At 48.6% G+C, this 13,401-nt stretch carries 12 protein-coding genes; 8 read left to right on the forward strand and 4 right to left on the reverse strand.

The annotated features are described in order from the left end of the window. Nucleotides 1-349: 349 nt before the first annotated feature. From C5S62_RS00005 to C5S62_RS00040, 8 genes are all read left to right on the forward strand, one after another. Nucleotides 350-2,041 carry a SulP family inorganic anion transporter gene (locus C5S62_RS00005; protein WP_104403531.1) on the forward strand — a complete coding sequence of 564 codons (1,692 nt, stop codon included), beginning with the start codon at nucleotides 350-352 and terminating at the stop codon, nucleotides 2,039-2,041. Nucleotides 2,042-2,189: 148 nt separating this feature from the next. Then, the gene (gene rplU / locus C5S62_RS00010) at nucleotides 2,190-2,507 is read left to right on the forward strand and encodes a 50S ribosomal protein L21 (protein WP_104403532.1); all 318 of its coding nucleotides are present in this window, start codon (nucleotides 2,190-2,192) and stop codon (nucleotides 2,505-2,507) included. A gap of 21 nt (nucleotides 2,508-2,528) precedes the next feature. Then, complete coding sequence (gene rpmA / locus C5S62_RS00015) at nucleotides 2,529-2,792, forward strand: 50S ribosomal protein L27 (protein ID WP_104403533.1); 264 nt, start codon at nucleotides 2,529-2,531, stop codon at nucleotides 2,790-2,792. A gap of 143 nt (nucleotides 2,793-2,935) precedes the next feature. Then, entirely contained in the window at nucleotides 2,936-3,451 is a 516-nt protein-coding gene (locus C5S62_RS00020) for a flavin reductase (protein WP_104403534.1), read from the forward strand. A 15-nt stretch (nucleotides 3,452-3,466) separates the two neighbouring features. Beyond that, nucleotides 3,467-3,814: a MerR family transcriptional regulator gene (locus C5S62_RS00025; RefSeq protein ID WP_104403535.1), complete on the forward strand. Its 348-nt coding sequence runs from the start codon at nucleotides 3,467-3,469 to the stop codon at nucleotides 3,812-3,814. A gap of 9 nt (nucleotides 3,815-3,823) precedes the next feature. Further along, complete coding sequence (gene radA / locus C5S62_RS00030) at nucleotides 3,824-5,206, forward strand: DNA repair protein RadA (RefSeq protein ID WP_104403536.1); 1,383 nt, start codon at nucleotides 3,824-3,826, stop codon at nucleotides 5,204-5,206. A 47-nt stretch (nucleotides 5,207-5,253) separates the two neighbouring features. After that, a complete protein-coding gene (locus tag C5S62_RS00035; RefSeq protein WP_104403537.1) occupies nucleotides 5,254-6,879 on the forward strand; it encodes an NAD(P)/FAD-dependent oxidoreductase in 1,626 nt (541 codons plus the stop codon). A 120-nt stretch (nucleotides 6,880-6,999) separates the two neighbouring features. Then, nucleotides 7,000-7,911 (forward strand): nucleotidyltransferase, encoded by a 912-nt coding sequence (locus C5S62_RS00040; RefSeq protein ID WP_104403538.1) that lies wholly within the window; start codon nucleotides 7,000-7,002, stop codon nucleotides 7,909-7,911. 1,008 nt (nucleotides 7,912-8,919) lie between these two features. Here the strand turns inward: C5S62_RS00040 and C5S62_RS00045 are convergent. The 4 genes from C5S62_RS00045 to C5S62_RS00060 form a co-directional block, all read right to left on the reverse strand. Then, complete coding sequence (locus C5S62_RS00045) at nucleotides 8,920-9,648, reverse strand: HAD family phosphatase (RefSeq protein WP_104403539.1); 729 nt, start codon at nucleotides 9,646-9,648, stop codon at nucleotides 8,920-8,922. 12 nt (nucleotides 9,649-9,660) lie between these two features. After that, nucleotides 9,661-11,013: a glucose-6-phosphate isomerase gene (locus C5S62_RS00050; RefSeq protein WP_104403540.1), complete on the reverse strand. Its 1,353-nt coding sequence runs from the start codon at nucleotides 11,011-11,013 to the stop codon at nucleotides 9,661-9,663. A 181-nt stretch (nucleotides 11,014-11,194) separates the two neighbouring features. Then, nucleotides 11,195-12,283: a phosphotransferase enzyme family protein gene (locus C5S62_RS00055; RefSeq protein WP_104403541.1), complete on the reverse strand. Its 1,089-nt coding sequence runs from the start codon at nucleotides 12,281-12,283 to the stop codon at nucleotides 11,195-11,197. Nucleotides 12,284-12,397: 114 nt separating this feature from the next. Further along, on the reverse strand, nucleotides 12,398-12,925 hold the full coding sequence (locus C5S62_RS00060; RefSeq protein WP_104403542.1) for a low molecular weight protein-tyrosine-phosphatase: 528 nt from the start codon (nucleotides 12,923-12,925) through the stop codon (nucleotides 12,398-12,400). Nucleotides 12,926-13,401: the final 476 nt, after the last annotated feature.

Raw genomic sequence — 13,401 nt, forward strand, 5'->3', positions numbered from 1 at the left:
ACTTAGAGATAAAAAAGTCCGTATCGAAATTTTAACACGAATACTTGCATTTTAAATTGCAATACGGGGAGTTTCAAGAAACAACATGGCAAAAAACGACTCGAAACCACCTGAAAAACACTGAAAAAGCGGGACTTTTCATGAGAAAGTCCCGCTCCGCTGTTACAAAGATACAACATTTTCCGCCCAAAAGCAAATTATGTTAAAATGGCGCGCTGCTCTTTTTGCTTCACAAAACCCGAACCGGCCTCACAGCTTCATCCGGCCGTTTACTTTTGCCTTTTGCTAAAAAGTGTGTATCTTTGCAGTCTATTTCTAAAAATACGTAACAATTTACTAAAATAAAAACATGAAAGGTATTCATTTCAAACCACGGCTCTTCTCGGAGTTGCGCCATTACTCACGTGAGAAACTGGCCGCCGACACCATGGCCGGCCTCATCGTAGGCATCGTGGCTCTGCCGCTGGCCATAGCCTTCGGTATCGCCTCAGGCGTATCCCCCTCGCAGGGTATCCTTACGGCAATCATCGGCGGTTTTATCGTATCGGCGCTTGGCGGATCGCGCGTACAGATCGGCGGCCCCACCGGCGCATTCATCGTCATCATATTCGGAATTGTCAACAACCCCGCACTCGGTCTTTCAGGACTTCTGGTAGCTACGATGATGGCCGGCCTGTTCCTCATATTATTAGGCGTGTTCAGGCTGGGCACTATCATCAAGTTCATCCCCTATCCCATCGTGGTGGGATTCACCAGCGGTATAGCCCTGACGATATTCACCACGCAAATCAAAGATCTCTTCGGACTGAGCATCACCGGAAAGATACCCGGCGATTTCATTTCGAAATGGGTGGTTTATTTCCGCCACTTCGACACAGCCGACTGGCTCACCACACTGGTGGGACTGGCCAGTATCGCCATAATCGCCCTCACGCCGAAAGTATCGCGCAAAATACCCGGTTCGCTGGTGGCCATCGTCATAATGACTCTCGGCGTTTATTTCCTCAACACCTACACGGATTATAAGATCACGACTATAGGCGACTCGTTTGGTGAGATAAAAGCGGTCATTCCTTCCATTGAAGTGCCGCATCTCACGTGGGACGACATCCGCTCGCTCCTCCCCACGGCAATGGTCATAGCCGTACTCGGTGCCATTGAGTCGCTTCTATCGGCCACTGTCGCCGACGGTGTGTGCGGCGACCACCATAATTCCAATCAGGAACTTATCGGACAAGGCGTGGCCAATCTTTGCACACCGCTTTTCGGAGGCATTCCCTGTACCGGAGCCATTGCCCGCACCATGACAAACATCAACAACGGTGGCCGCACCCCCGTAGCGGGCATCATACACGCTCTGGTGCTGCTGGTCATCTTCATCGCACTCATGCCGCTGGCCGCCTATATCCCCATGGCCTGTCTGGCCGGCGTACTGGTTGTCGTTTCATACAACATGAGCGGATGGCGCACCTTTGCCCAGCTGATGAAAAATCCCAAAAGCGACATTGCGGTACTGCTCATCACCTTCTTCCTCACAGTCATCTTCGACCTGACGGTGGCCATTGAGGTAGGGCTCCTCATTGCCTGCCTGCTCTTCATGAAGCGCATGGCCGAGACAACGCAAATCAAGGTGATAGCCGATGAAATAGACCCCAACGAAGAGACAGATGCCGAAGTTCACGAAGAACATCTCGTCATACCGGCCGGAGTAGAGGTCTATGAAATCAACGGCCCTTACTTCTTCGGAATAGCCAACAAGTTTGAGGAACTCATGGCTGCGATGGACAACCACCCCAAAGTACGTGTCATCCGCATGCGCCGTGTGCCGTTCATCGACTCCACCGGCATACACAACCTTCAGAACCTCTGCGAAATGAGCCATCGCGAAGGCACACACATCGTCCTTTCAGGCGTAATGCCTAACGTCTATGCCGTACTGGAACACAACGGGTTCGACCGGCTTTTGGGAAAAGACCACATCTGCCCCAACATCAATGTGGCGCTCGAACGGGCCGAAGCCATTGTGAAACGGAAAATTTAAGCCTTCTAGTCAGAAAAAAATAACAGCCCGCATGTCGGATTTTTAAAAATAAGTTGTAATTTTGCAGCCGTTTAGAGTCCGATGAGGCCAAAGAAGCGACCGCGGATGCGGTACGCCTCCCGGAAAAAACCGTTTATACAATTTTAAAATGTACGCAATCGTAGAGATTAACGGTCAGCAGTTCAAGGCTGAGGAAGGCAAAAAGCTCTTCGTCAACCACATGCCGGCAGCTGAAGGCGGCCAGACTGTTGAATTTGAGAAAGTATTGTTGGTAGACAACGAAGGTAACATCACCGTGGGCGCTCCCGTAGTAGAAGGAGCCAAAGTGGTTTGCGAAGTCATCTCTCCGCTCGTAAAAGGCGAAAAGGTGCTCATTTTCCACAAAAAGCGTCGCAAAGGCCACCGCAAACTCAACGGTTATCGTCACCAGTTCACTGAACTGACAATCAAACAAGTTATTGCTTAACTCCTAAAAACGTAGAAGAAAATGGCACACAAAAAAGGTGTAGGTAGTTCTAAGAACGGCCGTGAGTCGGCTTCACAAAGATTAGGCGTTAAGATTTGGGGCGGTCAGACTTGCATCGCCGGAAACATCATCGTTCGCCAGCGCGGTACTGTACACTATCCCGGCAAAAATGTCGGTATGGGCAGCGACCACACACTCTATGCCCTCACTGACGGCGTAGTTACTTTCAAGCGTGGCAACCGTGACCGCAGCGTTGTTTCGGTACTTCCCCAAGCTGAAGCCTGATTAGGTAATTAACAAACTACAAAGAAGAAAAGCGGATGTCCTTCTGCCAAACGGCGGAAAGACATCCGTTTTTTTGGCATGAGCGGGATAAAATTGTAACTTTGCTCACTAACTTATCACCCAAAACATAACTGATATTCTTTATGAAAAAAGCAGACATAGCCCGTCTGGGCAAGGAAGACGTGATAAAAGCCATAGGCAAGGAATGGATGCTGGTAACAGCCGGAACTCCCGATAAATTCAACACAATGACAGCCTCCTGGGGCGGAGTGGGATACCTGTGGAATAAAGCCGTAGCTTTCGTCTTCATACGTCCTGAACGCTACACACATGAGTTTGTTGAAAACAACGAACGCCTCACCCTCGCTTTTCTTGGCAACGAGAACCGGGAAATCCTTAACTTCTGCGGAACAAAATCAGGGCGTGACTGCAACAAGGCAAAAGAAACCGGCCTGTCCCCCGTTGCCACGGAAACCGGCAACGTGACCTTTTCACAAGCCCGTCTCACCTTGGAAGGGCGAAAACTCTACCGCGGAAAGTTCAATGCCGAAGACTTTCTTGACAAGACTTTATTCGAACGCTGGTACAACGACCAACCCGGAGGAACACTCCATACGGTTTACGTTGTAGAGATAGAGAATATTTATGTAAACGACTAATCAATGTGAAGGTCTATGGCGCTTAATCTGAACAACTACAGCAAACAATTCTACTCCATCGGCGAAGTGGCGGAAATGTTCGACATCAACGAAACCACACTCCGCTATTGGGAAAAAGAGTTCTCACAAATTTCTCCCAAGAAAACAGGAGGAAAAATGCGCCGTTACACACAAGACGACATAGAACAGGTACGCCTGGTTCACAATCTGGTGAAAGTACGCGGCCTCAAAATTGCCGCAGCCCGCGAACTCTTGAAAAAGAACAAGGAGGGAACTGTACAGACCGTAGAGGTTATAGAACGCTTGCGGACTGTACGCACAGAGTTGCTCTGCCTGAAAAAAGAACTGAACGAACTGTCATAACAATCGCACATGGCAAAGGAAAAGACCGTATACGTGTGCAGCAACTGCGGGCAGGAAGCCGCCAAATGGGTAGGCCGATGCCCCGCTTGCGGCGAATGGAACACGTTTAAAGAGATGACCATACGTCCGGCCTCCGCCGCCGCGGCAGGACGTGCAGGAAAAGTACTGGCGGGACTGGAACGGCGGGAGGCCACTCCAGTCCCGCTGTCCGGCGTATCGGCTGAAGAAGAACCGCGTTACAGCACGCATGACGCGGAACTCGACCGCGTGATGGGCGGTGGCATCGTACCCGGGTCGCTCACTCTTCTGGGAGGCGAACCCGGCATCGGCAAATCAACTCTTCTTTTGCAAACTGTATTGAACATGTCCGACCGCCGCCTGCTCTACGTAAGCGGCGAAGAAAGCGAAAAACAAATCAAATTGCGGGCCGACCGGTTGTCACAACGCCCGTCCGACTGCCTGTTGCTTTGCGAAACGCGCCTGGAACACGTATTCACGCACATCAAGAACATCCGGCCGGACATGGTGGTCATTGACTCCATTCAAACCATAGCGTCAGAAAACGTAGACTCCTCTCCCGGCTCAGTCACACAAATACGGGAATGCGCCGCCGCCTTACTTAAATACGCCAAGGAAAGCGGTGTCCCTGTTGTCCTTATAGGTCATATTACCAAGGAAGGCAGCATTGCCGGCCCAAAAGTATTGGAACACATTGTCGACACCGTGTTGCAGTTCGAAGGCGACCGACATTATTTTTATCGGATATTGCGCAGTATAAAAAACCGCTTTGGGTCTACATCGGAACTAGGTATTTACGAAATGCGGGCCGATGGACTGCGCCCTGTGGAGAATCCGTCAGAATTACTCCTGACACAAGGCAGAGACGAATTAAGCGGCGTGGCCATCGCTGCAGCCATCGAAGGTGTAAGACCATTCCTCATTGAAACACAGGCATTGGTGTCGACAGCAGCCTACGGCACGCCTCAACGTTCGGCCACAGGCTTCGACTTACGCCGCCTCAACATGCTATTGGCCGTACTTGAAAAACGTGTGGGATTCAAGCTGGCGCAAAAGGATGTATTTCTCAACATTGCCGGCGGTATCCGTGTGGTTGATCCGGCCATTGATCTTTCTGTGATAGCCGCCGTGTTGTCCAGCAACGTAGACACAGCCATCGAGCGCAACGTCTGCATGGCGGGAGAAGTTGGTTTGAGCGGAGAAATACGCCCTGTCACACGCATAACCCAACGTATTTTCGAGGCGCAAAAGTTAGGTTTCCGCCGCATCGTTGTTCCCGAAGCGAATCTCAAAGGGCTAGACATAAAAAATCCGGAAATAGAACTCGTATCTGTAAGTAGGGTCGAAGAAGCCTTACGTGCTTTGTTCGGATAGTTTCTTCTTCAAATAATCCAATCCTTCTCAAAAACTTTCACTTCCACATGCAGAAAACGCTCTCCATACGCGTACACCCCAGCATAGCGGCACAAGACCGCGAATTACGCCGCTACATTGTGCGCGAATTAGGCATTGATGCCCGCTCACTTTCGGATTTCCGCATACGCAAGCGCAGCATTGATGCCCGCCAGCGAACGGTTTTTGTCAATCTCACTATGGACATTTACATCAACGAGCCGGCGCCACAAGCTTACTTCGAACCTATATTCTATCCTGATGTGTCGGAAGCGCCACGTGTCGTAGTGGTAGGAGCCGGTCCCGGCGGACTTTTTGCCGCTCTTCACCTGATAGAATGCGGGTTGTGCCCCGTTGTGCTGGAACGGGGGAAAGATGTGCATGAACGCCGAAAAGACATTGCCCGCATTTCACGGGAACATCTGGTTGACAGCGAAAGCAACTATTCCTTTGGCGAAGGCGGAGCAGGGGCCTATTCCGACGGCAAACTATATACGCGCTCAAAAAAACGCGGCAGCGTAGAAAAAATTCTCCGCGTGTTCTGCCAGCATGGTGCATCAACCGACATCCTATACGATGCGCATCCGCACATCGGCACAGACCGGTTGCCCCGTATCATTGAAGCCATGCGTGATCAAATACGCCGGTCCGGAGGAGAGGTGCATTTCCAAACACGTGTGGACGCATTATTAATTAATAAAGAAAAGGTAGAAGGCGTCAGGACATCGGCAGGCAAGGAGTACTTAGGACCGGTGATTCTGGCTACCGGCCATTCCGCACGTGACGTTTACCGTTATTTACATCAGACAGGCATAGCCATTGAAGCCAAAGGCATTGCAGTAGGAGTACGTTTGGAGCATCCAGCCCATTTGATAGACCAGCTGCAATACCACAGCCGCGAAGGACGCGGGTCCTATCTCCCGGCAGCAGAGTACAGCTATGTGTCACAAAGCGGCGGACGCGGCGTGTACAGTTTCTGCATGTGTCCGGGAGGTATTGTTGTACCGGCCGCCAGCGGCCCGCAACAAATTGTAGTAAACGGCATGAGTCCGTCCAACCGCGGATCGTCATGGAGCAATTCAGGGATGGTAGTGGAAACGCGTCCCGAAGATTTGGACGGCGAACTGGGCCCTTTCCTCAAGGAAGCCATGAGTGACGAAAGTTTCGCAGCAACGCATGAGGACATTCAAGAACCGTCCAATCCTTTGCGCATCATGTACCTACAGGAGGCTATAGAAAAAGCCTGCTGGCAGCAAGGACAATACCGTCAGACGGCTCCAGCGCAGCGTATGGCCGATTTTGTGAACCGCCGCTTGAGCGCAGACCTTCCCGCCAGCAGCTATTCGCCCGGTCTCATAGCCTCCCCGCTCCACTTCTGGATGCCACAAGCTGTTACCCGACGGCTTATTGACGGCTTCAACCAGTTCGGCCGCAAGAGCCACGGTTTTCTCACCAATGAAGCCGTAGTCATAGCTGCGGAAACGCGTACTTCTGCACCGGTACGTATTGTGCGCGACAATAATTCACTACAGCATATCGGTCTTTCCGGACTATTTCCCTGCGGCGAAGGAGCCGGATATGCCGGTGGCATCGTGTCGGCAGCCATTGACGGGGAACGCTGTGCAGAAGCTGTCAAAAACCTCTTGGGAGGCTGATTTTTAAGAATAGTAACAAAATATTCATCTTTTCACGTTTTTCGTTATCCTTCCTGCAAAATCTTTGTAACTTTGCAATAAATCATAAAAAACGACATAACTTATAAAAATTAAAAACCTATGAAACCAACACTTTTCCTCCTCGCAGCAGGTATGGGTAGCCGTTATGGCGGTCTCAAGCAGCTCGATGGCCTTGGCCCTCACGGTGAAACCATTATGGATTACTCCATTTACGATGCCATCAATGCCGGTTTTGGCAAACTCGTTTTCGTTATCCGCAAAGACTTTGAAGAAGATTTCCGCCGCATCGTTCTTTCAAAATACGAAGGTCACATTCCCTGTGAATTGGTATTCCAAAGCCTTGACGCACTGCCTGAAGGTTTCACCTGCCCGGCTGACCGCACCAAGCCTTGGGGCACGAACCACGCTGTCATGATGGGAAAGGATGTCATTAAAGAGCCGTTTGCCGTATTGAACTGCGACGATTTCTACGACCGCGATGCTTTCAACGTCATGGGCCAGTGGCTCAACAACCTGCCCGAAGGCTCCACAGGCAAATACGCCATGGTAGGTTTCCGAGTAGGCAATACTCTGTCGGAGAGCGGCACTGTAAGCCGCGGTGTCTGCGAAGCTGATGAGAACAAGCATCTTACCTCTGTTGTTGAACGTACAAAAATACAGCGCTTCGACGGTGTTGTAAAATACCTCGACGATAATGGCGAGTGGGTAGCCATTCCTGACACTACCCCCGTTTCCATGAACTTCTGGGGGTTCACGCCCGATTATTTTGCCCACAGTGAAGAATTCTTCAAGACATTCCTTTCCGACCCGAAAAACATTGAAAACCTCAAGAGCGAGTTTTTCATTCCTCTCATGGTAGACAAACTCATCAATGACGGCTCCGCAACCTGCGAAGTGCTCGACACCACTTCGAAGTGGTTCGGCGTTACCTATCCGGAGGACCGTCCTGAAGTTGTGGCCAAATTTCAGAAACTTGGTGAAGAAGGCGTTTATCCTGAAAAAATGTTCTAAAATCATCCGGTTCCATCTCCGGACAAATATCAGACAAGGGGGCAACCATAAGGGTTGTCCCCTTATTTTTTCATACTACCTCCACAAACACGTTCAGTAAACCGCAAACACAAAAAAACGCACAAAGAAACTATCCGATACAAAAAACTGCCGATAACTGGAATTTAACATGACTTCTCATCATACATGGAATCATTTGAACAGGATAAGATAAGAAAATCCACAATTCCTCAATAAAAGAATGTCAGCAGATCAGACATTCCACCCGATATGTCTCTCTCAATGAAGCCATTCATCAAATCTTCCCCTCCATACACATGAAAAAGAAACAAGATGAGGCAAGTATATAAAAAAAGAAGATTGTCTCACGACAATCAATCTTTTACTAACCTTAAATCTAATACCATGAAAAACAGTGCAAATGTACGGTTTCCTCCCATTTGCTCCAAGCAAGAGAAATAAAAAAACTCCAGCTTTAATAATCTTTTAACAAGGAATAAAGGTTTTGCCAACTTGAAAAAGCAAAATCAAGATATGCTTCAGTCTGTCACTCCTGCTAAAAACACACAGGGAGAAGATGAGCCAAACAACCCGTTCGTTCTTTGAAGAAACAAAAAGGATCAAAAACAATCCTATCAGGCAACAGCGCTCAAAGACCTGAAAGGGCTCCTCATATTTAACATATTTAACTTTCCGTTACATTTAAAGAAGCTATAAAACCAACTCTAAGTATTGGAGTTGGAAAAGTCCGTATCGAAATTTTAACACGAATACTTGGAATTTGAATTCCAATACGGGGATTTTTAAGGCGCCCCCTCCTTCTTAAACGCTTAAATATAGGCAAAAAACACGCAAAAAGCGGGACTTTCCGGTGGAGAGTCCCGCTTGGCTATTACAAAGATAATACATTTTCGAAGCAAAAGCAAGAAATGTTAAAACCGTCAATCCGATGAAAAGAGAAAAAGCAAGAAAAGGCTTGCCTTTATAATTTCCCTCATAGAATCCACATCAGACATCACCGATCTCCCGAAACAATCCGGCATCGGCCAAAGCCGACATTGACGGGAAAAGAAGGTCGGCTCCTTCGGAAACAAGCGCCTCGCCGGGCAATGGGCCGGTATTGACTGCTATGGTAAAGATTTGAGCCGCCACTGCTGATCGTACCCCCAAAGGGGCATTCTCAACGACTATGGCCTCCCATGGTTTAACCCCGGCACGTTCCAGCCCCAACAGATAGGGTTCCGGAGAGGGTTTGCCATGTTCAACATCCTTGCTTGAAACAATCCGCTCAAACGTGAAGTACCCCGGATAGCCCAGTTCCAAACGTTCGAGCAACGACTGCTGTCCACTGCCCGTGACAACAAGCAGACGCAAACCTGCAGCCTTGGCTTGTGCCAAAACCTGCTCGGCACCAGGCATCTTAGGAGCTTCGGCACAAGCATTGAACAAACGACATTTTTCTTCATATATGCGTTCAATCTCCTCATGAGTGGCCTCGCGACCCCAATGGCGGCGGGCAAGGATATTGATGGTGGCTTCGCCTGTACGTCCTTCGTGTATGTAAGCTTCCTCAGTAGACATTTCCAAGCCGAACTCCGTACAAACTTTCGACCAAGAGCGGGCATGGTTGGGCATAGAGTCAAACAGCACACCATCCATATCGAAAAGCACGGCCTTCGGAGCCAATGTCCCGAAGCCGTGCTTTTCCAAATATTTATCTATGACATTCTGTGTCATTTCGCTACCCCCTTATTTTTCCAAACGCTCACGAATGGCCTTGCTCTCGGCTTCATAGCCCGGTTTGTCGAGCAGGGCAAACATGTTCTTCTTGTAAGCTTCCACACCGGGTTGGTCAAAAGGATTCACACCAAGCACAAGGCCGCTGATACCGCAGGCACGCTCAAAGAAGTAAATCAGCTGTCCGATGTAATATTCATCGAGTTGTGGCATGACTACGCGCAAATTGGGAACCCCACCATCCACGTGAGCCAGCTGCGTGCCGAGCTCTGCCATCTTGTTCACTTCGTCCACACGCTTGCCTTCCAGGAAATTCAAGCCGTCAAGATTATCTTCATCATGTGGGAAAAGAAGTGTATGCTTAGGCTCCTCTACGCTGACAACCGTCTCGAAAATAGTACGCTCGCCGTCCTGAATCCATTGGCCCATAGAATGAAGGTCTGTGGTAAAGTCAACTGCTGCCGGGAATATGCCTTTTCCGTCCTTGCCTTCGCTTTCACCATAAAGTTGCTTCCACCATTCGTTCATTGAATGGAGTTTAGGCTGAAAATTAGCCAGAATTTCCACTTTCTTACCAGCCAGATAAAGCGCATTGCGAACGGCGGCATACAGCGCGGCAGGATTTTCTTTCATCGGAACTTCTGAAGCTGTTGCATTCTCCATGTCAACGGCTCCGAGTACCAGTTTTTCAATGTCGAAACCGGCACAGGCGATGGGCAGCAGCCCCACGGGCGTGAGAACGGAAAAGCGTCCGCCTACGTTGTCAGGAATAATAAAACTTTTGTAGCCTTCATTGTCAGCTGTTACGCGGGCGGCTCCTTTTCTGGCATCGGTAACAGCTACAATTACCTTGCGTGCCATTTCCTTGCCACGCTGTTCCTCACACTGTTTTTTGAGCAGGCGGAAAGCCAGTGCGGTCTCCGTTGTCGTACCACTCTTTGAAATGTTGATCACACCGAAATTACGTCCGGCAAGGTAGGCGCAAAGTTCTGATAGATAGTCTTCACCGATGTTGTTGCCGGCAAAAAGTATCACAGGATTCTTTCCATCGTTGGTTAACCACTCAAAACTGTTGCCTAATGCTTCGATAACGGCGCGGGCACCAAGATAACTGCCACCGATACCTGCCACAACAATGGTATCACAGTTTTCACGCAGCGTCTGGGCTGTTTGCTTGAGGTCTGCCAAATGTTCGGCCGTAATGGATGAAGGCAAGTGCAGCCAGCCGAGGAAATCATTCCCTCTGCATGTTCCGGTTTCAAGAGCCTGTTGTGCGGCTTTCACCTGAGGTTCAAGCGCTTCCACAGCACCTGCAGCTAAGAACTGCACTGCTTTGTTAATTTCCAATCTGATATTCTTAGACATAATCTCTTTATTTTAATAGATTTATTGACTGATATTTTCAGGCCACAATACCGTTGAAAATGATTTTCCGGTATTTCTCAACCCGTTGCAAAGATACAAAGAAAAAGCGGAATGCAAAACGACACAGACAGATAGCCTGCTCGTTTTGCATTCCGTAACAAGTTTTATTTTAACCGTTCGATTATGCCAATTGTTTAGCTATAAATGCTTTCATCTCCGACAAGTGTTCCTCTGCACTCTGAAGAAGCTTGAACTGGGCCTTTGAGCGCACAAGATTATGCTCAGGATATTGTGTTTTGTAGTAAGTGTCACCATTAATATAATCTGCCAGGAAGCGCACGGTCTGCATATAAGGGAAGAGAGTAGCGGCATAAGGCAAGTTCTCTATTTCAAGTGGCGTGAGGAAGCAACGGGCGCTCTTCAGATAACCTTCGGTAAAAGCCTTGAATATGTCCATATTGAAATTCACGTTGTCAAGATTCTCATCATCCTCCTTGCCGGTGTTGGCAGCCGAACGCAGGAAATCGCCGAAATCGGAGAAAATAAAGTTGGGCATCACAGTGTCGAGGTCGATTACACAGAGAACATTGGCGTCCTTGTCAAAAAGGATATTATCAACTTTTGTGTCGCAGTGGCAGATACGCTTGGGCAATTTGCCCTCACGGTGGAGACGTTCGCCCTTGCACATTTCCTCCGCACGCTTTTCAAGCTCATCGACGAGCCACTGCACCTCGCTCAGACGGCCGGCCTTATTTTCGGCCACAGCCTCGCGTAATTGCTGCAAGCGAAATTCCATGTTATGGAAGTCCTTAATCGTTTCGCCGAGCTGAACGGGAATGTCGGCCAACATAGCCTGAAAATTGCCAAACGTTTCGCCTACGATTTTCGAACTTTCGGGTGTTACGGCTGTCTGCGAAACAGTTTCGGGAATGAATACCATGATGCGCCAGTACTTTTCGCCGTCGAAATAGAAATATTTGCCATCCTTTGCAGCAACGAAACTGAGCACTTTGCGGTCGATGTCAGCCACACCCTCGGCCTCATATTTCCGGCGGATGTGACCGGTCACTGCTACGATGTTATCCATCAGCATTTCCACGTCGGGAAAGATGGCGTTATTAACGTGCTGCAACACGTAATCGGGGGCATCGCCCTCTGTGCATACTCTGTAAGTAGTGTTGATGAGTCCGTTGCCCAAAGGCTTTACTTCGGCTACATTACCCTCAATGTTGAATTGCGATACGATGTGTTTCAGGTCTTTCTGTTCCATGATATTAAGATTTTATTTATAGTATTATTACGATTGATGCTACAAAATTAGAGAAAAAAAGTAAGCCCGCAACCGGCAAGTCCGCTTTTTTCCATTCCGTCTTAACGCCGGAATTTATTTTAACACACTCAGCAGGCCGGCACAGGCATCTTCAAGCAGTTCGATAACGAGTTCGAAGTCCTCCGCTTTTCCATAATAAGGGTCAGGTACGGCTGAAAAGCCTTCGTGGCGACTGAGATAGTCCGCCATGCGTACTATTTTTCCGGCGGCCTCTTCGTCAGGAGCCAGCCGGCGCAACCGGCGCACATTGTCCTCGTCCATAGCCACCACAAGGTCAAAACGTTTGAAATCGTCAGTTTTCACCGGCCGCGACCTGTGTGTCAGATGGTAACCATGGGCGCCGGCATGACTGCGCATGCGCTTGTCAGCCAGTTCGCCCTCATGATAGTCTATCAGGCCGGCTGAATCGACGAAAAATGCACTTGTACGTCCGGCCCGAGAAGCCAATGTACGAAATATTTCCTCAGCCGTTACCGAACGGCAGATATTGCCCAGGCACACAAAAAGTATTTTGATTTTCTCTTTGTCTTTCAAAGAGTTAATAAGTTCTATTGTTTTATGGTTTACGTTGTGGTTTACCATTTTTCTTTTTCTCTTGATGAGGTCGTACACCTCAATTATAACTGCAAAGATACAAAATTTTATCCGAACACTTGATATAGATGACTGAAAAGCACTCAACTATCAATAATTCTTTGTATCTTTGCACCCAAATAACTAAACCGCAAACCGCCTATGTAGCATAGTCAATTAAAGACATATAAAATAGAAAGCGTTAGCTTTATTCTTGTTTCGGAAAAATCGGCAAAATTTTAATGAAGCAATCAAGAGTAAAAGTTGATGCCTATGGTATATCCGTGGGCTTTTACTCGTATATGATTGCAAGGTGTTTGCCGATACCTCCGAAACGTAGACGAAGCAAAAAGTCCACGTTTTTTATTTGTCTATACCTCAGCATCGGACTTAAACAAGTTAACAACAATTAAAAGGGGTCAAGCCGAAATTCCGGGTCAAGCCGAAATTCCGGTGCATTTGTTAAAATTCGAGAGCTGAAATGT

Source organism: Prevotella sp. MGM2 (genome assembly GCF_002933955.1).
Taxonomy (GTDB): Bacteria; Bacteroidota; Bacteroidia; order Bacteroidales; family Bacteroidaceae; genus Alloprevotella.